We start from the raw sequence: 24524 nt of genomic DNA on the forward strand, positions 1-24524 counted from the left end.
CCTGTTTGTTATCGTGAAGCTAGCTGCGGCTCGAAGATGAAACGTATGGGTGAAGCGTGAAGTCTGAAGCTTGAAGATGAGGCATGCTGGTAAAGCGCGTGCGGCGGCGCCGAAGCGTTGCCGCACGATCGAACTCATGGTTCAACGGGCGGTGAGCAAGGCTGCCTGTTGCGGCTGGCGCGCCGTTGGCTGCCCGGTCACCGCGTGTTCGATGATGCCGCCGCCGAGACATACGTCGCCATCGTAGAGCACCGCAGATTGCCCCGGTGTGACAGCCCATTGTGCGGCGTCGAAATTCAGCTCGAAAAGGCCTTCGCCGGCACCTGCCGCGCTGAAGGAGCACGGTGCGTCCGCTTGCCGGTAACGGGTTTTCGCGCCGCAGGCAAAACCATCGGCCGGCGGTTCGCCGGCGACCCAGCTTGTGTTGCCCGCTGAGAGCGTATGGCTCAGCAGCCACGGATGGTCATGGCCTTGCGCGACATACAGCGTGTTGGACGCAATATCCTTCCCGGCGACGAACCACGGCTCGCCGCTGCCTTCCTTGCTGCCGCCGAGGCCGATGCCCTTGCGCTGCCCGAAGGTGTAGAAGGCGAGGCCGATGTGTTCACCGACCACGTTGCCGTCGGTGGTTTTCATCGGGCCGGGTTTGGTCGGCAGATAGCGGTTCAGGAAGTCGCGGAACGGCCGTTCGCCAATGAAGCAGATGCCGGTCGAATCTTTTTTCTTCGCATTCGGCAGCGCGATCTGTTCGGCGATCTCGCGGACCTTGGTTTTCGGAATCTCGCCGAGCGGGAACAATGTCTTCGACAGCTGTGCCTGGTTCAGCCGATGCAGGAAGTACGACTGGTCTTTCGTATGATCGAAGGCCTTCAGCAGTTCGAAGCGGCCGTTGTTCTCGCGCACGCGCGCATAGTGGCCGGTCGCGATGGTTTCCGCGCCGAGCGACATGGCGTGATCGAGAAAGGCCTTGAACTTGATTTCGGCGTTGCACAGCACGTCCGGATTCGGCGTGCGGCCGGCCGAGTATTCGCGCAGGAATTCGGCGAACACGCGGTCTTTGTATTCGGCGGCGAAATTGACCGCTTCGACGTCGATGCCGATCAGGTCCGCCACCGAGACGACGTCGATCCAGTCCTGGCGCGTCGAGCAGTATTCGCTGTCATCGTCGTCTTCCCAGTTTTTCATGAACAGGCCGACCACGTCGTAGCCCTGTTCCTTCAGCAGCCATGCGGTAACCGACGAATCGACGCCGCCCGACATGCCTACTACGACTTTCTGCTTGCTCATAAGGTGCTCACTGGGTACTGCGTGACTTCGTTGATCGTGGGTTGACCGTGTTGCCCTGTCGTCCGCCTGGCCGCTTGTGACGGATCAGGCCCGTTTGTACGGGTTATGTACGTCTCGTACGTCTATTTACGCCTGTTTGCGCCCGACTGAATGCGTGTGCACGAAGTCGAGCGGGAAACGCCGTCCCGCGAGGTAATCGTCGAGACATTGCATGACGAGCGGCGTGCGATGCCGTTCGGGGCAGGCGCGCAATTCGTCGGCGCTCATCCACAGTGTGCGGACGATGTCGGGATCGAGCGCGCGCCCGGTATCCGCTTTGCCGCTCGTGCCGCAATAGGTGAAGCGCAGATACGTCACCCCCTCGCTGCCGGGCCGCTCGAAATGCGTCATATACATGCCGACCAGCGCCTCGGGCGTGAACGGATGCGCGGTTTCTTCGAGCGTTTCGCGGATGACCGCTTCCAGAAGCGTTTCGCCCGCTTCCAGATGGCCGGCGGGCTGATTCAGGCGCAGGCCGTCGGCGGTATGTTCCTCGACCACGAGAAAACGCCCGTCACGCTCGACGATGGCCGCAACGGTGACGTGCGGCAGCCAGGTTTCCGGTTTCATGGGTGCGCATTTTACCGTTTATGGGCCTGGGCTGCCGGGAAGCGAGCGGACGGCTGCGAGGGCGCTCAGCCGCAGCCAACGAGCCGCCTCGCCCGCCGGGCACCCCCCGGATTGTCCCCGATTTCTGCGCACCCCCAGGTTTCGGTTAAAGTGACGCCGTTAGCCGTTGCACTTGCAAGCCGGCGTGCCTCGTCGGCAGCTCTGTCGTAAAACAGGAAGTCGAGGAGGAGAAAAGATGCACATCGGAGTGCCAGCCGAGACGCGCGCGCACGAAACCCGCGTCGCCGCGACGCCCGAAACGGTCAAGAAGTATGTGACCCAGGGCCACCGGGTCACGATCCAGAGCGGCGCCGGCACCGGCGCAAGCTTTCCTGACGAAGCTTTTACAGCCGCCGGCGCGGAAATCGTCGATGCGGCTACTGCTTTTGGGGCTGATCTGGTCCTCAAGGTCCAGTCGCCGACCGGTGCCGAGTTGCCGCTTCTGAAGCGCGGCGCGACGCTGGTCGGCATGCTCGATCCGTTTAATACCGAAAACTCATCAAAGCTGGCGGCAGCGGGCGTCACCGCGTTCGCTCTGGAAGCCGCGCCAAGAACCACCCGCGCGCAGAGCCTCGACGTGCTGTCGTCGCAGGCGAACATCGCCGGATACAAGGCGGTTTTATTGGCCGCCACGCTCTATCCGCGTTTCATGCCGATGCTGATGACGGCAGCCGGTACCGTGAAAGCGGCCCGCGTGCTGATTCTCGGCGCTGGCGTGGCGGGTTTGCAGGCGATTGCGACCGCCAAGCGCCTGGGCGCCGTGATCGAAGCCTCGGACGTGCGTCCGGCGGTGAAAGAGCAGATCGAATCGCTCGGCGCCAAGTTTCTCGACGTCCCGTATGAGACCGATGAGGAGCGCGAAGCCGCGCAGGGCGTCGGCGGCTACGCGCGGCCGATGCCGCCATCGTGGCTTGCGCGGCAGTCCGCACTGGTTCACGAACGGGCCAAACAGGCTGACGTCGTGATCTCGACCGCCCTGATCCCGGGACGTGCGGCGCCGACGCTGATCTCGGTGGAAACGGTGCAGGCGATGAAGCCCGGCTCCGTGCTGGTCGACCTGGCGGCAGGACGCGGCGCGGAATACGAAGGCCGTCGCGGCGGCAACTGTCCGCTCACTGAGGCGGACCAGGTCGTCACCAAAAATGGCGTGCAGATCGTCGGCTATACGAATCTGGCCTCGATGGTCCCCGCCGACGCGTCGTCCCTATACGCACGCAACCTGCTCGACTTCCTGAAGCTGATCATCACCAAGGAAGGCGCCCTGAACATCGATCTCGCAGACGACATCGTCGCGGCCACGTTGCTGGCCCGCGACGGCGAAGTCACGCGCAAGGCATAGGAGAACGGCGATGGAAGTCATCAACCACACCGTCATCAACCTGATCATCTTCGTGCTGGCGATTTACGTCGGCTACCACGTCGTCTGGAACGTCACGCCCGCGCTGCACACGCCGCTGATGGCCGTGACCAATGCGATTTCGGCGATCGTGATCGTCGGCGCGATGCTCGCGGCAGGCCTCACCGTGGGCGACACCGGCAAGTTCTTCGGCACGCTGGCCGTCGCGCTCGCGGCGGTGAACGTGTTCGGCGGATTCCTGGTGACAAGGCGAATGCTGGAGATGTTCAGGAAGAAAGAGCCGAAGAAGCTCCCCGCCGCTGCCAAGGAGAACGCGTAATGAGTCTGAATGTCGTCACGCTGCTTTATCTGGTCGCGTCGGTCTGTTTCATCCAGGCGCTCAAGGGGCTGTCGAATCCGAAGACGGCGCGTACCGGCAATACCTTCGGCATGGTCGGGATGGCGATTGCGATCCTCACCACCATCGCGCTGATCGTCAAGCAGGCGAATGCACTCGGCTCGAATCTCGGGCTGGGGCTTGGCCTCTTGCTGGTCGCATTGGTGATCGGCGGCGCGATCGGCGCGTTCGTCGCCGCGCGCGTCGAGATGACCAAGATGCCGGAACTGGTCGCGGCGATGCACTCGCTGATCGGTCTTGCCGCTGTGTGTATTGCGTATGCGGTGGTGTCGGAGCCGTCGGCCTTCGGTCTGGTCGATCCGGACAATCCGATTCCGGGTTTCCTGCCGTATGGCAATCGCGTCGAGCTGTTCATCGGCACGTTCGTCGGCGCGATTACGTTCTCCGGTTCGGTGATCGCGTTCGGCAAGCTGTCGGGCAAGTACAAGTTCCGCCTGTTCCAGGGCGCACCGGTTGTCTATGCAGGGCAGCATCTGATCAACCTGCTGCTCGCGATCGCGATGCTCGGCTTCGGCGTGATCTTCTTCCTCACGCAGTCGTGGTTGCCGTTCATCATCATGACGATCATCGCTTTCGTGCTGGGCGTGCTGATCATCATTCCGATCGGCGGCGCGGATATGCCGGTGGTCGTGTCGATGCTGAACTCGTACTCGGGCTGGGCGGCGGCGGGCATCGGCTTCTCGCTGAACAATCCGATGCTGATCATCGCGGGCTCGCTGGTGGGTTCGTCGGGTGCGATCCTGTCGTACATCATGTGCCGGGCGATGAACCGTTCGTTCTTCAACGTGATTCTCGGCGGCTTCGGTAACGAGGCGGGGGCGGCGGCAGCCGGTGGGTCGGCGGAGCAACGTCCGGTGAAATCCGGTTCGGCTGACGATGCCTCGTTCATGCTCGGCAATGCTGAAACCGTGGTGATCGTGCCGGGTTACGGTCTTGCGGTGGCGCGTGCCCAGCATGCGTTGAAGGAACTGACCGACAAGCTGGTGGAGAAGGGCATTGAGGTGAAGTACGCGATTCACCCGGTGGCCGGGCGGATGCCGGGGCACATGAACGTGCTGCTCGCGGAAGCCGAAGTGCCGTACGACATGGTCTACGAAATGGACGACATCAACGGCGAGTTCGGTCAGGTCGACGTGGTGCTGGTGCTCGGTGCGAACGACGTGGTCAATCCGGCCGCGAAGAACGATCCGAAGTCGCCGATCGCGGGCATGCCGATCATCGAGGCGTACAAGGCGCGCACGGTCATCGTGAACAAGCGTTCGATGGCGGCGGGTTACGCCGGCCTCGACAACGACCTGTTCTACATGGACAAGACGATGATGGTGTTCGGCGATGCGAAGAAGGTGATCGAGGATATGGTGAAGGCGGTGGAGTAACGGGCCACCGTGTTACGCGGCCTGCCTTGTGGTGGGCCGCGAACCGCATCTACGTCTTCACCGCGGCTTTGCATTCACATGCCGCAGCCAATCTGCCAGGCGTCGTCCTTCCTGATCCGGATACGTTTCGAGTATCTGAAGATCGCGGATCCTCTCCAGCCCGAAATTGCGGAAATCGCCGCGCAATTCACACCACGCGCCGAGCGTCCAGCGCGCGCCCCAATAAGCCAGCGACAGCGGCCACACGCGCCGCTCGGTCTCCGCGCTACTCGCATCGGTATAGGCAAAGCTCACCACCTGACGTGCGTCGATCGCGCGATGCAGGATATCCACCTTCGCTGAAAACTCCGCCTTGATATGAAACGACGGCGCGAAAATCGCCAGACGCTCGATCGTTGCGCGCTTGTCGGCGGGCATCGCTGAGGCGATCTTCGCCAACGCCCCGCGCGCGCCGCTCGCGAAGCCGGCGCCGCCCCACGATTCGAGCATCCGTGCGCCTGCTGCGAGCGCGGCCAGTTCATCGGCGGTGAAGGTGAGCGGCGGCAGGCTCGCCGCGCGGCTCAACCGGTAGCCGATGCCCGCTTCGCCCTCGATTGGCACGCCTGACAATTGCAGATCGCGCACGTCGCGATAGACCGTGCGCAACGAGATATTCAGCCAGTCTGCGAGTTGTTGCGCGGTGGTCAGACGCCGTCCGCGCAACAGTTCGGCGATCTGGAACAGACGGTCGGCGCGGCGCGTCATCGTGGGCGTCTTGTAGAAAAGGACAGGAACAGTCCCGCGATGATAGCGCCGCATGCCGCGCTCCGGTCGGCGTTCTGCGCGGCGCCTGCCGGCCGCCGCGCTTGTGCGCCGCGTCGGATGTTAGCCGTTGGTCAGTGAATGCAGACCGAGGCGGTTGCCCTCCGTGTCGGTGAAGAACGCGATGTAGCCGATGTCCTGCGGCAACTTGATCACCGGACCATCGGTCTTGCCGCCGGCCTTTTCGATGCGGGCGAGGGCGGCGTCGACGGTCGGCCGGGCGTTCAGATAGACGAGCACGCCGTCGTCGGAGGGCGTCATCGACGGGCTATGGATGATCGCGCCGCCGGTGGCCGGTTCCTCGTAGCCGAAGATGGCGATCGGCTGGCCGCCGATTTCCTCGCGAGTCAGTTTGACGTCGAGCCCGGCTTCGTAAAAGCGAACAGCGCGCTCGAAATCGACGGACGGAATCTCAAACCATGCAACAACTTTGGATGATGCGGACATGACACTCTCCTTGGGATGGCGGTAAGCCGTGCAAATCGCCGGATGGCGTGGGAAGGAGTGTGCTTGGGGGCTGCTGACAGCGTAGTGTCAGTAGGGAGTGGATGCCGCGACAGAATATGGCGGGCAATGAGGGCGCTGGAATTTGGCCGATCGCCGGACAACAGGCGAAAAAAAACCGCGGATCAGGATCCGCGGTTTTTTCAGTGCTGCTCTGCTCCGGCTTACGCGGCCGGCGTGTCGTTGTTCTGCGGCCGCTGGCGAACGCTGCCCGCGATCAGATCGAAACGGAACAGCCGGCATTCGAGCGCGCCGTTGAAGAGCGGCGTCTTGGTCGATTCACGCAGACGCATTTGGCCCGGCAGTTTGCGATCCGACGTCAGGATGAACGCGTGCCAGCCGGTGAAGCGCTGCTTCAGCGCATCGCCGAGCGACTGGAAGAACTCGCTGTCCGGCGCTTCTTCCTGGGCGCGGTGGAAGCTGTCGTCGTCACGGCCTTCGCGCGTGGCGCGGCCTTCGCGGATTTCACCGCGCGCGTTGCGGCCGCGCACTTCGATCCGCTCGCCATACGGCGGATTCGCGACGAGGATGCCCGGCTCAGTCGAGGGCGCCGTCATGCCGCGCGCATCGACCTGTTTGAGCGGAATCGACGGCAGACCGGCGCGTTGGAAGTTCGCACGCGCCTTGTCGAGCATGTCGCCGGAAATATCGCTGCCGAAGATCTGCAGATCGGCACGCGAGGTGCGTGCGGCGTGTTTCGCGTCGAGCGCGGCGGCCTTCAGCGGTTGCCAGGTCTTGGCGTCGAATTGCTTGAGTCTCTCGAAGCCGAAGCGGCGTTCCGCACCCGGCGCGATATTCAGCGCCACTTGCGCGGCTTCCGCGAGGAAGGTGCCGCTGCCGCACATCGGATCGTACAGCGGCGTGCCGGCGGTCCAGCCGGTCAGACGCAGGATGCCCGCCGCGAGGTTCTCGCGCAGCGGCGCTGCGCCCTTGTCCAGCCGCCAGCCGCGCTTGAAGAGCGGATCGCCGGATGTGTCGAGGTAGAGCGTGCATTCGGTGGCGGTGAGGAATGCGAACACGCGCACGTCGGGCGCGGCGGTGTCGATATTCGGCCGCGCGCCGCTGACTTCACGCAGACGGTCGCAGATGGCGTCTTTCACACGCAGCGTCGTGAATTCCAGGCTGCGCAGCGGCGACTTGATAGCGGTGACGTCCACGCGCAGCGTTTCGTTTGCCGAGAACCACTGTTCCCAGCGCTGTTCGAGCGCGAGCGCGTAAATGTCCTGTTCGCTGCGATACGGCCGATGCGCGATTTTCAGCAGCACGCGGCTCGCGAGGCGCGAGTGCAGGTTGGCGGCCATGCCGGCTGCCCAGCCGCCGCGGAAATGCACGCCGCCGGGCACTTGCGCGCCGGCCGTGAACGGCGCGCCGTTCAGGTGCTTCGCGGCAATTTCGGCGAGCTCGGTGGCGAGCGAGGCTTCAAGGCCGCGCGGACAGGGAAGGAAGAAATCGAAGGACATTGAGGTTGCCGGAAGGCGTTAGATAAGGCGCTATTGTACGCGGTCGGGGTGCGGCGCCGCTTTGGCCGGCCGCCATACCAGCTCCAGCGGATGCCTGAACACCCGCTGCCAGATCGCGCCGCGCAGCGAGCGCACCGCATTGCGCCGCAAGTCGCGCGATTTCACCGCCATGTAGAAGGCGAGCGCGAAACTCACGGCCACGTTGAGGATCGCCATGCTGCCGACACCCGCGACCGCCCACCACAACTCCGGCAACTTCAACGCGTCTTTGCCGAGCACGCCGAGCGCGATACCGATCGAGCCGGCGCTGAGGGTCACGTGACGCACCTCGAAAGTGAAGGCGAAGGCGGTGAGGATTGCCGGCACGAGCCCGAGCATCAGGCCGAGCGTGATATTGCCCACGACGCCCGCCACATTCGAGCGGCAGAACGCGGCGAGCCGGGCGGTGCCGGCCGCGCCGAGCGTCATGCGCAGGCGCCGGTTGTAGGCGAGCGCGTCCGCCACGCGATGCAGGACGAACCAGTTGTCCGCCCAGCCTGACAGCAAACTCGACGACCACAGCAGCACGCCGGTCAGCGCGGCGTAGAACGGCGTCGGTCCCAATAGCGAGAACGAGTGCAGTGTGGCGTGGGCCTTTTCGGGCGAAATGATGTTGGCGTTGAAGAGCGCGTGCCACACCCATTGCACGCCGAAGCACACCGGAAACACCAGCATCACGTTGCCGAGCACCGCGGCTGCCTGGGTGCGCATCAACGCGGTCACCGAACTGACGAAGCTGTCGACGCCTGCCGGCGTACCGGTGCCGTCCAATTCGCGGGCGAGCGTGGGCGCGGTCATCGCCGGTTGCTTGGTGGCGAGCGAGAAGTGCAGGAAGTGCATCAGCAGGAAGCTCGCCGCGTAGTTGATGCCGGCGAGCAGGCCTTCGAACATCGATTGCAGATGCGCGCCGGTGATGGCGAATTTCACGCAGACCGTGACGACCGTCACGAGCCCGCCGCCGGCCGCCATGCGCAGCATCTTCAGGTATTCGGCGCGATCGCGGGCGATGTAGTGTTCGCCGGTATCGGCGCTGTATTCGACGACCTTACGCGCCAGCAACGAGAAATTGCTGCGTACGAGGTGCGCCACGCTTTGGCTCGCGTGATTTGCGTTCACCAGTTCGGCGGTGAGACGTGCGCCGGCATGCGGATCGTCTTGCGCCATCCAGGCGTTCAGCAGGTGCTCAGCACGCACGATGCGCATGCGCATCCGTTCGACCTGGAACACGATATCGACGCTGACGCCGTTGCGATAGAGATGGGCGAATACGTTGTCGGTGGCGCTGCGGCATTCGTCGAGCAGCAGGCGCAGATAGTTGACCTCGTGCAGCAGCTTTTCCTGCGGGGCGCCTTCGCTGACAGCCTGATGGGCCGCTTCGACGGCGAGCATGGCGCGTGTGAGCCGGTAGAACGGCTGCTTTTCCATGGCGACGCGCACATCGCCGGCATCGCCGACGTCGACTTCGCCGAGACGGCTGCGGACGGTTTGCGACAGACCGGTCGAGCTGATCTGGCAGGTGAGGTTGTGCAGGGCGGCCAGCAGGTCGAGCGAGAACGGGGTGGTGTCGCGTTGTTCGCTGTCGTCCTGTTCGTAGTCGAAGAGTGCGCGGATGCGGGTGAGCAGATCGGTGGGCAGATTGGCGATCCATTCGGCGTCGCGTTCCTGGCTGAACATCAGCGTGACGATCGCTCTCAGATCGCGGCGGTTTGGCGCGGGCGGGATCAGGGAGGCTTCGAGGCGTTCGAAGAGTGCGCCGAAGAAGCCGGAGTGCACGGGCATGCCTGCATCGCAGAGGAGCGAAAGGCCGTCGCTTTCGCGCAGGAGCGCACGGAGGATCCCGGCGACGTTGCTCTTCCAGGCTGGATTGCGGTCCAGCACGTTGAGCATGTAGCGGATTCTTGTGTGTGCCGGGGTGGGGCTGGCGGTGCCTGGTTGTTCAGGGTGGACTGCGCGGCCGCGGCGGATCCAGTGGGCGAGTTCGATCAGCCATTCGCTACGGTCTGGATATGGGGCCGATTTGTCGGCTATTGCTAGTAACGCGTCTAGCTGGTGGCCGCTGTCGCGGGAGGCGCGCCATTTTTTTATGAGGGTTTTGAATGAAGTGAGCATCTTGAGGTTTTTTGCCTGCTCGGCGCTTGTTTGGCCGTGTTCCTGGGGCTTTGGCCTTTCCTTGAATTGTTAGTGGTCTATTAGTGTTCCCCCTGTGCGGGGGGGGCACCTACTTTTCTTTGCCGGCTGCAAAGAAAAGTAGGCAAAAGAAAGCAGCTTAAACCGCTAATGCTAAGTGGGGTCCGTGGTCTGCTACAGGTAGTGGTACATCTGGAATCCGTGCTCTCTCACATTCGACGTTAGTGACAAAGGACTCATCAGCTCCCACTCCGCACTGCGTGCGTCGCGGACGAGTCTGCATGGGAAACCACGGGCTTCGGTTGAGGTTGTTAAAACGTAGCGATCGGTTTTATGAGCGGCTCTTCGGCGCGCGAAGCGCCGCCGGAAGTATGACGCCCTTGTCACAAGTGCATGCAGGGCACGAGCACAGATTCCAGATGTACCACTACCCCAAGCAAACTACGGTGCCCACTTAGCATTAGCGGTTTGAGCCGCTTTCTTTTGCCTACTTTTCTTTGCGGCAAGCAAAGAAAAGTAGGTGCCGCCCCGCACAGGGGCAACGCTAATAGACCACTGACAAAACAAGGAGAGGCCAAAGCCCTAAGAACACGGCCAAACAAGCGCCGAGCAGGCAAAACCCCTCTAGCTACTAACAACAGCAGAAGAAGGACAAGCAGGCACAACAACACCAACCCCCTTCCCGGCAGAGCCCCCCTTAGGATAAGCAGCCGCCATCGCCTGCACAGCAGCAGCAACCTGCAAAGAAATCCGCTGCAACGCCACGCGATGCCCATTAACAAGCGCGTCATAGCCGCCGCTAACCGGCTCACTCACCACACTCCGACAGGTCATCACCCCAGTACCACGTACAGCCCTCACACTCCAGACCGCGTCGATCAACGCATGCGACCCCGGCCATGATTCGAACCGCTGCACATTCATGCTGACCCGGTACACCGGCGTCGTATCCGGATACGCAGTGCCATACACGTCAATCGTGCCCAGTTGCTGCGTCAGACTGGTCGACAAAGCCCGACGAATCTCGTCACCCGGCAACGAAGCCCAACGCTCCTGCTCGAGCACCTGGACCTGCGTCGGTCCCGTCTGAACCACAAGCTGATTCTTCGCCACCTGCGGCGGCACATCGATCGGCGCGACTTCAATCAGCCACGCCGGCGCAGCCGAAGTCCGGGCGCTAACCGGCGCCGCGGAGCCGGCAGGCGCGCCATCCGCGCCGAGCGTATAAAAGCGGCTGCTCGGCGACGAACACGCCGCCATCGCCACCAGTCCGGCCAGAGCGCCGATATAAACAGCGCCGCGCACGAGCCCGCGCGGCGGGCGGGGGAGCCGGGCAAACATCATGGTTTATCTCCTGTTTTACCGCGCAACAGCGATTCCGGATGACGCTCCAGATAATCCGACAACGCATTCAGCGACTGCAACGTGCGCGTCAATTCCTGCAACGCCTGATGAACATCCGACTGCAACGGCGAGTCCTGCTGCAAGGTCGCCTCGGCCGAACCGAAGGTCTGCTTCGCCGCGGCAAGGGTGTCGCGCGCCTCCGGCACGACTTCCTTGTCGAGTCGCGTGAACAGCTGGTCGGCGTTCTTCAACGCGCTGTTCAGGTTCGAACCGATCTGATCGAACGGCACCTTGTCGAGCTTCTTCGCAATGTCGGCAACCTGCACCTGCAGTTCGTCGAGCGAGTTCGGAATGGTCGGCAACTCGAGCGGGTCGCCCGTGACGTCAACCGTGGCCGGCGGCGCTTTCGGGAAGATATCGAGCGCTACATACAACTGGCTCGTAATCAGGTTGCCGGTGCGCAACTGGCCGCGCAAACCGTGCTTGACGAGCTGTTGCAGCAAGGTCTGACCCGCAAGGCTGCCCGGTGCCGGCGCGGTTTCGCGGAAGCGCTTGCCGAGGCGGTCCGGGTACAGGTTCATCGTTACCGGCATTGTGAAGCTGCGCGTCTTCGGATCGTAGTCGATGCCGATGTTGGTCACCTGACCGAGCACGATGCCGCGGAAATCGACCGTCGCGCCGACCGACAACCCACGCAGCGACTGATTGAAGTTCATCACCACGCGCAACGGCACGCCGTCCGGTTCACGCATCGCGTCCTGTTCATCCGAGCCGAGGCGGAACGTCGTGTTGTTCGGCGCCTGCGCGCCCACGCCCTGGCCCGGCGGCGACTGGAACGACAGGCCGCCTACGATCACCGTCGCAAGCGACTGCGTATTCAGCTTGAAGCCGCTCGAGTCGAGCCGCAGATCGACGCCGCTCGCATGCCACCAGCGCGAATTGGTGCCGACGTACTGGTCGAACGGCGCCGATACGAAGACCTGCATCGTCACGCCGGTGCCGTCCTTGTCGAGCGAGAAACCGACCACCTGGCCGACCTGCACGCGCCGGTAGAAAATCGGCGAGCCGATGTCGATCGAGCCGAGCGAGTCGCCGTGCAGAACGAACTGGTGGCCCTTCTGGTCGCCCGTAATCGGCGGCGGCGTTTCGAGGCCGACGAAGTTTTTCTCGGTGTCCGGTGAATGGCCGGCGTCCGCGCCGATGTACGCGCCCGAGAGCAGTGTGGTCAATCCCGACACGCCGCTTGCGCCGACGCGAGGGCGCACCACCCAGAAGCGCGAATCCTTGACCGCGAAGTCTTCGCCTTCCTTGGTGAGCTGCACCTGAACCAGCACGTGCGAGAGATCTTTCGAGAGCGTGATGGTCTTCACCGAGCCGACGTCGACGTCTTTGTACTTGACCTTGGTCTTGCCGGGCTCGAGGCCCTCGGCGCTCACGAATGTGATCGTGATGGTCGGGCCTCTTTCGGTCACCGACTTGATGACGAGCGCGAGGCCGATCAGCGCGGCGATCAGCGGAATCACCCAGACGAGCGAGGGCAGCCAGCGGCTCTTCGGCTCAATGTCGGGGTCTGGCAGTTGGGGCGGCAGCTTCGGTCCGTTCGAATCGTTGCGCGGCGCATCGGAGGCGGGCGTCGGTCCTTGCGGGCTAGTCATGGTCGAGGTCCTGAGGTTTGGGAGTACTGCCTTCCACGTTGTCCCAGATGAGCCGTGGATCGAATTGCATGGATGCCATCATCGTCAGAATCACCACCGAGCCGAAGGCGATCGCGCCTGGCCCGGCCGTGATCACAGCAAGCGACTTGAAACGGACCAGCGCGACGGTCAGCGTGACGACGAACACGTCGAGCATCGACCAGCGCCCGATCCGTTCGACCATCCGGTACAACGTGGTGCGTTGCTCCGGCCGCCAGCGCGAGCGGCGCTGCGCGGTGGCGGTGAGCAGCACCAGCACACTGAGCTTGAGCATCGGCACCATGATGCTGGCGATGAACACGATCACGGCCAGCGGCCAGTCGCCCGAGGTCCAGAAGTACACGACACCGCTCATGATGGTGTCGTCCTCCGAACCGAGGAGCGATGAGGTATGCATCACCGGCAGCAGATTCGCGGGAATATACAGCAAGGCGGCGGCGATCAGCAGCGCCCACGTGCGCATCAGGCTGTCGGGGTGGCGCCGGTGCAGCACCGCACCGCAACGGCTGCAATGCTGCGGCGTGACGGAGCGGATGCGCGGCTCGACGCGCCCGCATGCATGGCAGGAGACGAGGCCCGCGCGCTTCGCGGTGACGTATTTCATCGTGCGCTCATCCCTGATGCGGGGCCGGCGGCAATGCGGATTGCGACCCGCCTTGCACTTCCGGCGGCGCGGGCGGCCCGGCGACCGAACTGACGGCAGCCGCCGCGCTGTCCGCCGAGGTGCGCGGCAACGGCCGCCGGCCTCGCTCGCCCATTTCGTCGGCAATGTCCCACAGCACGCGTGGATCGAACGAGACGACCACCGCGATCATCAGCGTCAGCACCCCGAACGCGAATAGCGCCGCTTCGGGAATCACGCGCGCGAGACTTACCATCTTCACGATAGTGATCAGCACGCCGAGCATGAACACTTCGATCATGCCCCACGGCCGCACGAATTGAATGGCGCGCAACACGCGGTTGAAGGCGGGCGGCACATAGCCGGCGCGCAGCGGGATCAGCACGTAGAGCAGCGCGACCAGCTCGGTCAGTGGGAACAGGATGGTCGAGCAGAACACCATGACTGCGACGATCTGCATGTCCTCGCCCCATAACGCGACGAGCGCGCCGAACAGCGTGGTTTGCGAGGTGATGCCGTTGGTTTCGAGTTCGACGATCGGGAAGGCCTGGGCGATGACGAAGGTGATCAGCGCGGCCAGTGTCATCGCACAGATGCTGTCGAGCTTGCGGGAGATGCCGCGATAGAGCGTCGCGCCGCAGCGCGGACAGCGCGCGACCATCCGCCCGACAAGCCTGGGCTTGTGGAACAGCGTATCGCATTCATGGCACGCGATCAGGTTGTCATGGTCCATACGGCAGAAGGGCTAACGACGTGATGGGAGGCGTGCAATGCCCGTTTCAGGGCAGGGCTGTAGAAAGCGTGGAGCAATAGTACCAAACGCGCTTCGCCGAGGGGCTGGCCATTGCGCCCTGTGCGAGTAATGAAGCCGACGGTGCCCTAAATGGGGAATAGTCTTGCACAAAAGTGACTACTTCTGACATTGTCCGCCCCTAATTGTTCAATATCATTCTGCATGCGGGAAAACTTTCCGCGTGACCGCCTTCAGGGCCGCCAGTTTGGCTGGGACCGGCGGTAGGTGCTTTGCATGGGACCGGAGTAAGCGCTAAACCAACTCTGGTCGGCACTGCCAGCTTTTTCCGCTTGCGGTAGCATGCAGGCCTTGGCGTGTGCCGCAGCCGCCATGTTTTTCTATGGCGTCGCGCGATGCAGCATGCATCGGCGGCGTGGAATAGCAGGGCCGGCTGCGCCGTTTACTTCTCTTAGCTTGCGTTGACCTGTCATGGCACTCAATCCTTCTTTCGGTGGCCGGGAGTCGTACACGCGGACTGCCATTGCCTTTCACTGGCTGATCGCGCTACTGATCGTGTGCGGCTTCTCGCTGGGTTGGGTGATGACCGACATCCCCGGCTTCACGCCCACCAAGCTGCGCTACTTCTCCTGGCACAAATGGATCGGTTGTACGGTGTTCGCGCTCGCCGTGCTGCGCATTCTGTGGCGCGCCACCCACGCGGCCCCGCCGATGCCGCGCCGCATGCCGGCCTGGCAGCGCGGCGCCGCGCATCTCACGCATCTGTTGCTGTACGTGCTGATGATCGTGATTCCCGCTTCCGGCTATCTGTATAGCTCGGCGGCCAACATCCCGGTGGTGTACCTCGGCCTGATTCCACTGCCGCGCCTGATTGCACCGGACCCACATCTCAAGGAGTTGCTGAAGAACGTGCATATTGCGCTGAATTACACGTTGCTCGTGCTGGTCGCGCTGCATGTTGCGGCGGCGCTCAAGCATCAATGGTTGGACCGCGACGGCCTGCTGTCGCGCATGCTCCCTTTCATCAAATAAGGATAACCATGAAAGTTTCGTTTTATCGCTACATGCTCGCCGCGTTCGCTGCGGCCTCGCTGACCGCTGCCGGCAGTGCGCTGGCCCAGGTCGACGTCGCGAAGAGTTCGGTGACGGCAACTTCGAAGCAGATGAACGTGCCGGTGGAAGGCAAGTTCGGCAAGTTCACCGCGCAAGTCAAGTTCGATCCGGCAAAACCGGCCGACGGCAGTGCGCAGTTCAGCATCGACGTGGCCAGTTACGACCTCGGCGACGAAAGCTACAACGACCAGGTGCGCGGCAAAGACTGGTTCGATGCAAAGACGTATCCAACCGCAACCTTCGTGTCGAGCGCGATTGCGCCGGCCGGCGGCAATCAGTTCAAGGTCACCGGCAAGCTGACTATCAAGGGTAAATCGCAGACCGTCGTGGTGCCGGTCACGGTCACCCAGCAGGGTGCGAACCAGACGTTCGACGGCTCGCTGCCGATCAAGCGCTCGCAATTCGACATCGGCACCGGCGAATGGAAAGACACCTCGGTGGTGGCCGATGACGTGGTGATCAAGTTTCATATCGTTGCAGCACACAAGTGACGTTCGCCGCGCTCTCCAGGCGCGGGCGCTTTCCTTCACGTCAGGCATTCCGAAAAACATAAGGAGCATGAATTGAAAACATCCCTGTTGATCGCCATCGGCGCACTGGCTTCTTCTTTCTCGCTCGGCGCGTTTGCTGCAGCGGACACCTATCAGCTCGACCCGACCCACACATATCCGAGCTTCGAGGCGGATCACTTCGGCGGCCTTTCGGTGTGGCGCGGCAAGTTCACCAGGAGCTCCGGCACGGTCACGCTCGACCGCGCAGCGAAGACCGGCACGGTGGACGTCACGGTCGACCCGGCTTCGGTCGAAACCGGCAACACCAAGCTCGACGAGCATCTGAAGACGGACGCCTTCTTCGATGCGACGAAGTATCCGTCGGTGACCTACAAGGGTACCGATATCAAGTTCGACGGCGACAAGCCGGTCCAGGTGATCGGCAGCCTGACGATTCGTGGCGTAACCAAGCCGCTGAATCTGACGGTCGACTCGTTCAAGTGCATGCAGCATCCGGTGCTCAAGCGCGAAGTGTGCGGCGTGGAAGCGAGCGCGCATTTCAACCGTAGCGATTACGGCATGGATTTCGGCGCCAAGTACGGCTTCAGCATGGATACCAAGCTGCATATTCAGGCCGAAGGCATCAAGCAATAAGCGCTTTAACGAGGCTTTTAGCCGGCTCGTATTCAATGCTACTTACGGCACGGCCGTTGCGTCGCAACAAAAAAACCGCTTCGTTCGCTTTTGCGACGAAGCGGTTTTTTATTGCCTTTCCGAAACGCCGGAAGCCTTGTGCAATGGCCACGGGCGATTTGCCGCTCGCGCCGTTTTAATTTTTCAGGTACATAGAGCGCTGACACCGCATTGGTTGTGCGCGCACCCAGTTCGGCAAGATCCAGCGTAAAACCTACGTTAATAAAATTTCGCGCGCATTGGAGATCTGCATGAATACAACGACAGCGGCAAGCCTGGCGGGGAGCCGGCGGAATTCGTGGCGCGCGGTGGTCGCCGCCTCGATCGGCAACGCGCTGGAATGGTTCGATCTGGTGGTGTACGGTTTTTTCGCGGTCATCATCGCGAAGCTGTTTTTCCCGGCGGGTAACGACACCGTCTCGCTGCTGCTGACGCTCGGCACCTTCGGTGTGTCGTTCTTCATGCGGCCGCTCGGCGCGATCGTGATCGGTGCTTACGCCGACCGCGCCGGACGCAAAGCGGCGCTTACCTTGTCGATCCTGCTGATGATGTGCGGCACGCTGATCATCGCGCTTCTGCCCACGTATCAGAGCATCGGCATTGCCGCGCCCGTGATTCTCGTGGTGGCGCGCCTGATGCAGGGCTTTTCGGCCGGCGGCGAGTTCGGCAGCGCTACGGCTTTTCTCGCGGAGCACGTGCCAGGGCGGCGCGGTTTCTTCGCAAGCTGGCAGGTCGCGAGCCAGGGGCTCACCACGTTGCTCGCGGCCGGCTTCGGCGTGCTGTTGACCGGCAAGCTGTCGCCTGAGCAGATGGCCTCGTGGGGTTGGCGCGTGCCGTTCTTCTTTGGTCTTCTGATCGGACCGGTCGCGTGGTACATCCGCACCAAGCTCGACGAAACACCGGAGTTCCTCGCGGCGGAAACCACCGCGACGCCGCTGCGTGATACGTTCGCGAGCCAGAAGCTGCGCCTCGTGATTGCAATCGGCGTAGTGGTGCTCGGTACCGTGTCGACCTATCTGGTGCTGTTCATGCCGACTTACGGCGTGAAGCAGTTGGGGCTGGCGCCTTCGGTTGCGTTCGCGGCGATTGCGCTTACCGGTGTGATCCAGATGGTGTTTTCGCCGCTGGTTGGCCATCTGTCGGACCGCCACGGGCGCACTACGATCATGCTGATTTCGGCGCTATTGCTTCTCGTGCTGATCAATCCGGCGTTCGTGTATCTGGTCGCGCATCCGACCTTCGGCACGCTGATCGCGCTGCAGGTGGTGTTCGGCTTTCTGATGACGGGCTACTTTGCGGCGCTGCCGGGTTTGCTCTCCGAGATGTTCCCGGTGCAGACGCGTACGACGGGCATGTCGTTGGCCTATAACATCGCCGTGACGATCTTCGGCGGCTTTGGGCCGTTCATCATCGCGTGGCTCATTAGCTTCACGGGTTCGAAGGCCGCGCCGAGCTATTACCTGATTTTTGCCGCGGTTGTGAGCCTCGTGGCGCTGATGGCCGCGCGGCGCAAGCTCGGGTTTCGCTAACGCGCGACAAAGGCGATAGACGCGGTAAACGTAAAAGGCCGGTTCGAGAGAACCGGCCTTTTTTATTGCGAGGTCTGACTAGAGCAAGCTCAGACTTGCGCGCCTGCGTTTGGATCGTCCGGATCGACGCGTTCCTTCTTGTCCTTGATCAGATCTTCGCGCTTCACGCCGAGCCACATGGCGAGCGCTGCGGCGACGAACACCGACGAGTAGATACCGAACAGAATACCGACCGTCAGCGCCAGAGCGAAGTAGTGCAGCGTCGGGCCGCCGAACAGGAACATCGACAGCACCATCATCTGCGTACAGCCGTGGGTGATGATCGTGCGCGACATCGTGCTGGTAATCGCGTGGTTGATCACCTCGATCACTGTCAGCTTGCGTTCGCGGCGGAAGGTTTCACGAATCCGGTCGAAGATAACGACGGATTCGTTCACCGAGTAGCCGAGCACCGCGAGCACTGCAGCCAGCACGGAGAGCGAGAACTCCCACTGGAAGAACGCGAAGAAGCCGAGAATGATGATCACGTCGTGCAAGTTAGCGATCACGCCGGCCACTGCATATTTCCACTCAAAGCGGAACGACAGATAGATCACGATGCCGACCACCACACAGGCCAGCGCGAGCAGGCCGTCGGTGGCGAGTTCCTTGCCGACCTGCGGGCCGACGAACTCGACACGCTGCAACTGCACTTCCGGCGTGTCGGCCTTCAGCGCGCCCATCACCTGGTCGCTCTGTTGCGCCGACGTGAAGCCTTGCTTGAGCGGCAGACGGATCAGCACGTCGCGCGACGTGCCGAAGTTCTGCACTTGCGCGTCGGCATAACCGAGCTTGCCGAGCGTGCCGCGCACCGGTTCGAGCGGCGCCGCACCCGGATACTGCACCTCGATGACGGTACCGCCGGTGAATTCCACCGACAGATGCAGCCCGCGATGCAGCAGGAAAAACACAGCAGCGACGAACGTCAGCAGCGAGATTGCGTTAAACAGCAACGCACGCTGCATGAACGGAATGTCTTTGCGAAAACGGAAAAATTCCATGGTCTTGTTCTCCGGGACTCAGCGGGATGAACCCGGTTTCTGCGGCGTGTTCGACGAACCCGACGCATCGCGACGGCGCACAGTCGGCTTGGTGCGCGCCTGGGCCGCAGCTTTGGACTTGGGCTTGGCGCTTGCCGCGGCGACGGCACGTGCAGTGTCGGTCGCAGCATCTTCGTTACCGAGGTAAGCGGCGGCGCCGTCGATACCTTCCGGTTGCGGACGCCACACCTGGCCAATAGCCAGCGACTTGAGCTTCTTCTTGCCGCCGTACCAGAGGTTGACGATACCGCGCGAGAAGAACACAGCCGAGAACATCGAGGTCAAGATGCCGATACAGTGGACCATCGCGAAGCCGCGCACCGGGCCGGAACCGAAGGCGAGCAGCGCGAGACCGGCGATCAGCGTGGTGACGTTCGAGTCGAGGATCGTCGCCCATGCATGCGCGTAGCCGTTCTGGATCGCCAGTTGCGGCGGCGCGCCGTGGCGCAGTTCTTCGCGCACACGCTCATTGATCAGCACGTTCGCGTCAATTGCCATACCGAGCGCCAGCGCAATAGCGGCGATACCCGGCAAGGTGAGCGTGGCCTGCAACATGGACAGCACGGCGATCAGCAGCAGCAGGTTGACCGACAGGCCGATCATCGAGATCACGCCGAACAGCATGTAGTACGCGATCATGAAGACGGCGATTGCCACGAAGCCCCACACCACCGAGTGGAAGCCCTTCTTGATGTTGTCCGCGCCGAGGCTCGGGCCGATCGTGCGCTCTTCGATGATGTCCATCGGAGCCGCCAGCGAACCGGCGCGCAACAGCAGCGCGAGGTCGGCGGCGCCTTGCGGTGTGGCCTGGCCCGTGATCTGGAAGCGGTCGCCCAGTTCCGACTGGATGGTTGCCACCGTCAGCACTTCGCCCTTGCCCTTTTCGAACAGCACCATGGCCATCGGCTTGCCGATGTTGTCGCGCGAGACGCTGCGTACCGCGCGGCCACCCGCCGAATCCAGACGGATGTTGACCGACGGACGCTGATGTTCGTCGAAGCCTGCCGACGCGTCGATGATGCGGTCACCCGTGAAGATGATCTGCTTGCGCAGCAGCACCGGCGTCTGGTTGCCTTGTGTGAACAGCTCGTCACCCGGCGGCACCGGATCGGAAGGGTTCGGATGCGTGTTGACCGGGTCGGCGAGGCGCGCTTCGAGCGTTGCCGTACGGCCGATGATGTCCTTCGCCTTCGCCGTGTCCTGCACACCCGGCAGTTCGACGACGATACGGTCCGAGCCTTGCTGCTGGATCACCGGCTCGGCCACGCCGAGTTCGTTCACGCGGTTATGCAGCGTGGTGATGTTCTGCTTGAGCGCAGCGTCCTGCACGGCTTTCTGCACCGCCGGCGTGAACGTGCCGACCAGTTGCACGCCGCCGTCCGGGTTCGCTTGCGAGGCCCACTGGAGTTCGCTGATGCCGCGGCCCAGTTGCTTGGATGCGGCGTCTGCGGTCGCCTGGTCGGCGAAATTGATCACCACCGTCTGGTTGACGCGGTTCACGCCGCCGTCGCGGATGTTGTTGTCACGCAGCATGGTGCGTGCATCCGAAGCGTCGGAGTCGAGCTTCTTGTTGAGCGCGCCGGCCATGTCGACCTGCAGCAGGAAGTGCACGCCACCGCGCAAGTCCAGACCGAGGTACATCGGCAACGCATGCAGGGCGGTCAGCCAGCGCGGCGACGCGCTTTGCAGGTTCAGTGCGACGATGAATTGCGGGTCGGTCGGGTCGCTGTTCAGCGACTTCTGCAGCAGATCCTTCACGCGCAACTGCGTGTCGGTGTCCAGCAGGCGCACGCGGATGTTCGCGTTGGTCGACGAGTTGTCGAACGTGACTTCGTCAGGCTTGATCTGATTGGCGGCAAGCGCCGTTTCGACAGCTGACAGCGTGGTCGAGTCGAGCTTGACCGTTGCCTTGCCGCTCGACACCTGCACCGCCGGCGCTTCGCCGAACAGATTGGGCAGCGTGTACACGAGGCCGATGACCAGAGCCACCAGCATCACGGCGTATTTCCAGAGGGGGTAGCGATTCATGAGTGGTCCAACGGGAAGGTTGGCTTGGAAGCGATGCGTCCGGCGATGAGCGCGGGCAGTTCAGCGTTGTGCTGCATGAACCGCCGGCGAGGCCGCGCCGGACGCGAGAGAGCAGGCCTTACAGCGACTTGATCGTGCCCTTCGGGAGAATCGTCGTGACCGACGCCTTTTGCACGGTGATTTCCGTGCCTTCCGAGATTTCGACGCCGACGTAAGCTTCACCCACCTTGGTCACCTTGCCGACGATGCCGCCATTCGTCACCACTTCGTCGCCCTTGGCCATGGCGGCGAGCATGTTGCGGTGTTCCTTCTGGCGCTTCATTTGCGGGCGAATCATGATGAAGTACAGCACGCCGAACATCAGAATCAGCGGCAGGAAGCTCATCAGGTTCGACTCAATGCCACCTGTTGCTGTGCCTTGGGCGAAGGCATCGGTAATGAACGACACGTTGGTCTCTCCGTTATAGATCGAAACAATCAAAAAAATCAGCCGGTTATTCTACCACCGGCCTGACAGGGGTCGACGCGGCGAATCGGCTTTACGATCAACCGTTTAAAGCCTTCTTGCCGTGCGCGAAAGTTAATTGTAAGGTTTTCCGCGCGACGCCAGCGGATTCCTCCGGCAAATTCGTCAGCTGATTCCCAAATGCCGACTAATCGATGCCGCGCGCGCGGTCCTCGTGGAAGCGCTTGCGGAAAGGCTCGAACAGTTTTGCGTCGATCGCATCGCGCATTTCCTGCATCAACTCAAGGTAGTAGTGCAGGTTGTGGATCGTGTTCAATTGCGCACCGAGGATTTCCCCTACACGATGCAGATGGTGCAGGTAGCCGCGGGTGAAATTTCGGCAGGTGTAGCAACCGCACTGCTCGTCGAGCGGGCGCAGCGAGTTCTTGTGCGCGGCGTTGCGGATCTTGATGTCGCCGAAACGGGTGAAGAGCCAGCCGTTGCGCGCGTTGCGGGTCGGCATCACGCAGTCGAACATGTCGACGCCGGCGGCTACGCCGGCCACCAGATCTTCCGGCGTGCCGACGCCCATCAGGTAGTGCGGCTTGTCGGCCGGCAGCTTGGGACCAATGTGGTTCAGCACGCGCATCATGTCTTCTTTCGGTTCGCCGACCGAGAGGCCGCCGATTGCGAGACCGTGGAAATCCATTTCCGCGAGACCCGCCAGCGACTCGTCGCGCAGATCTTCGAACATGCCGCCCTGGACAATGCCGAACAACGCGTTCGGATTGCCGAGGCGGTTGAATTCGTCGATCGAGCGTTTGGCCCAGCGCATCGACATGCGCATCGAATCGGCCGCTTCCTGATGCGAAGTCGGCACGTTGTTGGTCGCGTAGGGCGTGCATTCGTCGAACTGCATGACGATGTCCGAGTTCAGCACCTTCTGGATCTGCATCGACACTTCCGGCGACAGGAAGAGCTTGTCGCCGTTGATCGGTGACGCGAACGTGACGCCATCTTCGGTGATCTTGCGCAGATCGCCGAGCGAAAATACCTGAAAACCGCCCGAGTCTGTCAGGATCGGCTTCTTCCAGCCCATGAAGCCGTGCAGGCCGCCATGCGCTTCGATCGTCTCCAGGCCTGGGCGCAGCCACAGGTGGAAGGTGTTGCCGAGGATGATCTGCGCGTGCATTTCTTCGAGCTCGCGCGGCTGGACCGCCTTCACCGTGCCGTAGGTGCCGACCGGCATGAAGATCGGCGTTTCGACCACGCCGTGATTCAGCGTGACGCGGCCGCGGCGGGCCTGGCCGTCGGTGCCGAGGAGTTCGAATTTGAGGCCGTTGTCAGGGCGCTCGTGTGTGCTCGCGCAGGTGTTGCAGGTACCGCTTGTATCGTGGGTATGACCGTCGGTCATGGGGGACTCCTGTGCCACCGGAGAACAGTCCGGCGCAAATGATGAACGCCGCCGGGTAGGCCACGGCGGCTGGGTAAAAAAATTCGAGATGCTGCGCCGACCTGCCGCTGCACGTGGGCGCAGGAGAGGTCGGCAACAACTGCCGCTACATCAACGCAGCAAGGAGCGGCAGACTACCGCGCGCGCTGCCGGCGCGCAACGCTATCGCACGGGATATTGCCGTGCGACACGAAACGTGTCAGGTGTCGAGCCGCGTCAGCAGCATCGCGTCGCCATAGCTAAAGAAGCGGTAACGCTGTTCGATCGCATGGCGGTAAGCCTCGCGAATCGTTTCAACGCCCGCGAACGCCGACACCAGCATCAGCAAGGTCGACTTCGGCAAATGGAAATTGGTCACCAGCCGGTCGACCACGCGGAATTTATAACCCGGCGTGATGAAGATGTCGGTTTCCGTGCTGGCCGCGCCGAGCGGACGTCCGGCCGCTTCAGCATCGCGCGCGGCGGCTTCGAGCGCGCGCATCGACGTCGTGCCCACGGCGATCACGCGGTTGCCGCGCGCACGCGTTGCCGCGATCTTGTCGGCGAGCGATTGCGGCAGGTGGTACCACTCGCTGTGCATCTTGTGCTCGGCCAGATTTTCCACACGCACCGGCTGGAAGGTGCCGGCGCCGACGTGCAGCGTCAGCGTCGCGCGCTCCACGCCGCGGGCGTCGAGCCGCGCGAGCAGCGCGTCGTCGAAATGCAGGCCGGCGGTGGGTGCTGCCACCGCGCCCGGGTTTTGCGCGAACACCGTCTGGTAGCGGGTTTCGTCGGTCGCGTCGGGGTCGTGCTCGATGTACGGCGGCAGTGGCAGGCGGCCGAATTGCTCGATCAGCGTCAGGCAGTCGTCCGGAAAATGCAGCGTGTAGAACGGCTCGACGCGTTCGCCGATCGTGACGTCGAAGGCATCCGCGAGGCGGATCGTCGTGCCCGGCTGCGGGCTCTTGCTCGCGCGGATCTGCGCGAGCGCGGTGCGCTCGCCCGTCAGGCGTTCTACCAGCACTTCGACCTTGCCGCCACTGGCCTTCTGGCCGAGGAAGCGCGCCTTCAGGACTTTGGTATCGTTGAAGACCAGCAGATCGCCGGGCGCGATGCACTCGGGTAACTCGGCAAAGCCGCGGTCGATCAGGCGTGCGGCGCCGGTCGAGATGGCCGGGTTGGCCACTTCGAGCAGACGGCTGGCGCTGCGCTCGGGCAGCGCGACTTGCGCGATCAGCTCGGGCGGCAGATCGAAATCGAAATCGGAAAGCGTAAACATGCGGACGACTGGAAGCGAATTGGGACTG

The 24524-nt window shown here is 62.8% G+C and carries 22 protein-coding genes; 7 read left to right on the plus strand and 15 right to left on the minus strand.

The genetic code is table 11. The annotated features are described in order from the left end of the window. Positions 1 to 141: 141 nt before the first annotated feature. Positions 142 to 1287, minus strand: a complete 1146-nt coding sequence (gene mnmA / locus R8871_RS20475; protein WP_175052097.1) for a tRNA 2-thiouridine(34) synthase MnmA — start codon at positions 1285 to 1287, stop codon at positions 142 to 144. Positions 1288 to 1413: 126 nt separating this feature from the next. Then, a complete protein-coding gene (locus R8871_RS20480) occupies positions 1414 to 1896 on the minus strand; it encodes an NUDIX hydrolase (RefSeq protein WP_175052098.1) in 483 nt (160 codons plus the stop codon). A gap of 235 nt (positions 1897 to 2131) precedes the next feature. On the opposite strand from R8871_RS20480, the gene R8871_RS20485 reads away from it, so the two are divergent. The 3 genes from R8871_RS20485 to R8871_RS20495 are packed head-to-tail and all read left to right on the plus strand — an operon-like array spanning position 2132 to position 5065. Further along, complete coding sequence (locus R8871_RS20485; protein WP_175052099.1) at positions 2132 to 3274, plus strand: Re/Si-specific NAD(P)(+) transhydrogenase subunit alpha; 1143 nt, start codon at positions 2132 to 2134, stop codon at positions 3272 to 3274. Between the two features lie 10 nt (positions 3275 to 3284). After that, the gene (locus tag R8871_RS20490) at positions 3285 to 3611 is read left to right on the plus strand and encodes an NAD(P) transhydrogenase subunit alpha (RefSeq protein WP_097391320.1); all 327 of its coding nucleotides are present in this window, start codon (positions 3285 to 3287) and stop codon (positions 3609 to 3611) included. Next, on the plus strand, positions 3611 to 5065 hold the full coding sequence (locus tag R8871_RS20495) for an NAD(P)(+) transhydrogenase (Re/Si-specific) subunit beta (RefSeq protein WP_175052100.1): 1455 nt from the start codon (positions 3611 to 3613) through the stop codon (positions 5063 to 5065). The genes R8871_RS20490 and R8871_RS20495 overlap by 1 nt, the downstream gene beginning before the upstream one ends. 57 nt (positions 5066 to 5122) lie before the next feature. Here R8871_RS20495 and R8871_RS20500 read toward each other — a convergent pair whose 3' ends face one another. The 8 genes from R8871_RS20500 to R8871_RS20535 all read right to left on the minus strand — a co-directional run bounded on the left by R8871_RS20500 (position 5123) and on the right by R8871_RS20535 (position 14389). Beyond that, positions 5123 to 5863, minus strand: a complete 741-nt coding sequence (locus tag R8871_RS20500; RefSeq protein ID WP_175052101.1) for a helix-turn-helix transcriptional regulator — start codon at positions 5861 to 5863, stop codon at positions 5123 to 5125. A gap of 66 nt (positions 5864 to 5929) precedes the next feature. Continuing rightward, a complete protein-coding gene (locus R8871_RS20505; RefSeq protein ID WP_175052102.1) occupies positions 5930 to 6313 on the minus strand; it encodes a VOC family protein in 384 nt (127 codons plus the stop codon). A 221-nt stretch (positions 6314 to 6534) separates the two neighbouring features. Then, positions 6535 to 7830, minus strand: a complete 1296-nt coding sequence (locus R8871_RS20510; RefSeq protein ID WP_175052103.1) for a THUMP domain-containing class I SAM-dependent RNA methyltransferase — start codon at positions 7828 to 7830, stop codon at positions 6535 to 6537. A 30-nt stretch (positions 7831 to 7860) separates the two neighbouring features. Beyond that, positions 7861 to 9978, minus strand: a complete 2118-nt coding sequence (locus tag R8871_RS20515; RefSeq protein ID WP_175052104.1) for a site-specific recombinase — start codon at positions 9976 to 9978, stop codon at positions 7861 to 7863. A gap of 642 nt (positions 9979 to 10620) precedes the next feature. Beyond that, a complete protein-coding gene (locus tag R8871_RS20520) occupies positions 10621 to 11340 on the minus strand; it encodes a PqiC family protein (protein ID WP_175052105.1) in 720 nt (239 codons plus the stop codon). Continuing rightward, positions 11337 to 12995, minus strand: coding sequence for a PqiB family protein (locus R8871_RS20525; protein ID WP_175052106.1), 1659 nt, complete (start codon positions 12993 to 12995; stop codon positions 11337 to 11339). The genes R8871_RS20520 and R8871_RS20525 overlap by 4 nt, the downstream gene beginning before the upstream one ends. Then, the gene (locus R8871_RS20530) at positions 12988 to 13638 is read right to left on the minus strand and encodes a paraquat-inducible protein A (protein WP_175052107.1); all 651 of its coding nucleotides are present in this window, start codon (positions 13636 to 13638) and stop codon (positions 12988 to 12990) included. Before R8871_RS20530 ends, R8871_RS20525 begins: the two co-directional genes overlap by 8 nt. A 7-nt stretch (positions 13639 to 13645) precedes the next feature. Next, on the minus strand, positions 13646 to 14389 hold the full coding sequence (locus tag R8871_RS20535; protein ID WP_175052108.1) for a paraquat-inducible protein A: 744 nt from the start codon (positions 14387 to 14389) through the stop codon (positions 13646 to 13648). Between the two features lie 489 nt (positions 14390 to 14878). Between R8871_RS20535 and R8871_RS20540 the strand changes: the two genes are divergently transcribed. The 4 genes from R8871_RS20540 to R8871_RS20555 all read left to right on the plus strand — a co-directional run bounded on the left by R8871_RS20540 (position 14879) and on the right by R8871_RS20555 (position 18233). Next, the gene (locus R8871_RS20540) at positions 14879 to 15439 is read left to right on the plus strand and encodes a cytochrome b (RefSeq protein WP_175052109.1); all 561 of its coding nucleotides are present in this window, start codon (positions 14879 to 14881) and stop codon (positions 15437 to 15439) included. 8 nt (positions 15440 to 15447) lie between these two features. Next, on the plus strand, positions 15448 to 16011 hold the full coding sequence (locus tag R8871_RS20545; protein ID WP_093644603.1) for a YceI family protein: 564 nt from the start codon (positions 15448 to 15450) through the stop codon (positions 16009 to 16011). Between the two features lie 84 nt (positions 16012 to 16095). Beyond that, a complete protein-coding gene (locus tag R8871_RS20550; RefSeq protein ID WP_175052191.1) occupies positions 16096 to 16665 on the plus strand; it encodes a YceI family protein in 570 nt (189 codons plus the stop codon). A gap of 290 nt (positions 16666 to 16955) precedes the next feature. Beyond that, positions 16956 to 18233 (plus strand): MFS transporter, encoded by a 1278-nt coding sequence (locus R8871_RS20555; RefSeq protein ID WP_175052110.1) that lies wholly within the window; start codon positions 16956 to 16958, stop codon positions 18231 to 18233. Positions 18234 to 18322: 89 nt separating this feature from the next. On the opposite strand, the gene secF is transcribed toward R8871_RS20555, so the two are convergent. The 5 genes from secF to queA form a co-directional block, all read right to left on the minus strand. Further along, positions 18323 to 19273, minus strand: a complete 951-nt coding sequence (gene secF / locus R8871_RS20560) for a protein translocase subunit SecF (RefSeq protein ID WP_175052111.1) — start codon at positions 19271 to 19273, stop codon at positions 18323 to 18325. Between the two features lie 18 nt (positions 19274 to 19291). After that, complete coding sequence (gene secD, locus R8871_RS20565; protein WP_175052112.1) at positions 19292 to 21340, minus strand: protein translocase subunit SecD; 2049 nt, start codon at positions 21338 to 21340, stop codon at positions 19292 to 19294. A gap of 118 nt (positions 21341 to 21458) precedes the next feature. Beyond that, complete coding sequence (gene yajC / locus R8871_RS20570) at positions 21459 to 21788, minus strand: preprotein translocase subunit YajC (RefSeq protein ID WP_175052113.1); 330 nt, start codon at positions 21786 to 21788, stop codon at positions 21459 to 21461. 205 nt (positions 21789 to 21993) lie between these two features. Next, on the minus strand, positions 21994 to 23199 hold the full coding sequence (gene tgt, locus R8871_RS20575; RefSeq protein ID WP_175052114.1) for a tRNA guanosine(34) transglycosylase Tgt: 1206 nt from the start codon (positions 23197 to 23199) through the stop codon (positions 21994 to 21996). A gap of 238 nt (positions 23200 to 23437) precedes the next feature. After that, positions 23438 to 24496, minus strand: coding sequence for a tRNA preQ1(34) S-adenosylmethionine ribosyltransferase-isomerase QueA (gene queA / locus R8871_RS20580; protein WP_175052115.1), 1059 nt, complete (start codon positions 24494 to 24496; stop codon positions 23438 to 23440). Positions 24497 to 24524: the final 28 nt, after the last annotated feature.

It is taken from the genome of Paraburkholderia sediminicola, from assembly GCF_902859805.1.
Classification (GTDB): domain Bacteria; phylum Pseudomonadota; class Gammaproteobacteria; order Burkholderiales; family Burkholderiaceae; genus Paraburkholderia; species Paraburkholderia sediminicola.

Bases quoted from the DNA above. Each gene is read 5' to 3' on its own strand.
- mnmA (WP_175052097.1), bottom strand. From the start codon at position 1,287: ATGAGCAAGCAGAAAGTCGTAGTAGGCATGTCGGGCGGCGTCGATTCG.
- R8871_RS20480 (WP_175052098.1), bottom strand. From the start codon at position 1,896: ATGAAACCGGAAACCTGGCTGCCGCACGTCACCGTTGCGGCCATCGTC.
- R8871_RS20485 (WP_175052099.1), top strand. From the start codon at position 2,132: ATGCACATCGGAGTGCCAGCCGAGACGCGCGCGCACGAAACCCGCGTC.
- R8871_RS20490 (WP_097391320.1), top strand. From the start codon at position 3,285: ATGGAAGTCATCAACCACACCGTCATCAACCTGATCATCTTCGTGCTG.
- R8871_RS20495 (WP_175052100.1), top strand. From the start codon at position 3,611: ATGAGTCTGAATGTCGTCACGCTGCTTTATCTGGTCGCGTCGGTCTGT.
- R8871_RS20500 (WP_175052101.1), bottom strand. From the start codon at position 5,863: ATGCGGCGCTATCATCGCGGGACTGTTCCTGTCCTTTTCTACAAGACG.
- R8871_RS20505 (WP_175052102.1), bottom strand. From the start codon at position 6,313: ATGTCCGCATCATCCAAAGTTGTTGCATGGTTTGAGATTCCGTCCGTC.
- R8871_RS20510 (WP_175052103.1), bottom strand. From the start codon at position 7,830: ATGTCCTTCGATTTCTTCCTTCCCTGTCCGCGCGGCCTTGAAGCCTCG.
- R8871_RS20515 (WP_175052104.1), bottom strand. From the start codon at position 9,978: ATGCTCACTTCATTCAAAACCCTCATAAAAAAATGGCGCGCCTCCCGC.
- R8871_RS20520 (WP_175052105.1), bottom strand. From the start codon at position 11,340: ATGATGTTTGCCCGGCTCCCCCGCCCGCCGCGCGGGCTCGTGCGCGGC.
- R8871_RS20525 (WP_175052106.1), bottom strand. From the start codon at position 12,995: ATGACTAGCCCGCAAGGACCGACGCCCGCCTCCGATGCGCCGCGCAAC.
- R8871_RS20530 (WP_175052107.1), bottom strand. From the start codon at position 13,638: ATGAAATACGTCACCGCGAAGCGCGCGGGCCTCGTCTCCTGCCATGCA.
- R8871_RS20535 (WP_175052108.1), bottom strand. From the start codon at position 14,389: ATGGACCATGACAACCTGATCGCGTGCCATGAATGCGATACGCTGTTC.
- R8871_RS20540 (WP_175052109.1), top strand. From the start codon at position 14,879: ATGGCACTCAATCCTTCTTTCGGTGGCCGGGAGTCGTACACGCGGACT.
- R8871_RS20545 (WP_093644603.1), top strand. From the start codon at position 15,448: ATGAAAGTTTCGTTTTATCGCTACATGCTCGCCGCGTTCGCTGCGGCC.
- R8871_RS20555 (WP_175052110.1), top strand. From the start codon at position 16,956: ATGAATACAACGACAGCGGCAAGCCTGGCGGGGAGCCGGCGGAATTCG.
- secF (WP_175052111.1), bottom strand. From the start codon at position 19,273: ATGGAATTTTTCCGTTTTCGCAAAGACATTCCGTTCATGCAGCGTGCG.
- secD (WP_175052112.1), bottom strand. From the start codon at position 21,340: ATGAATCGCTACCCCCTCTGGAAATACGCCGTGATGCTGGTGGCTCTG.
- tgt (WP_175052114.1), bottom strand. From the start codon at position 23,199: ATGACCGACGGTCATACCCACGATACAAGCGGTACCTGCAACACCTGC.
- queA (WP_175052115.1), bottom strand. From the start codon at position 24,496: ATGTTTACGCTTTCCGATTTCGATTTCGATCTGCCGCCCGAGCTGATC.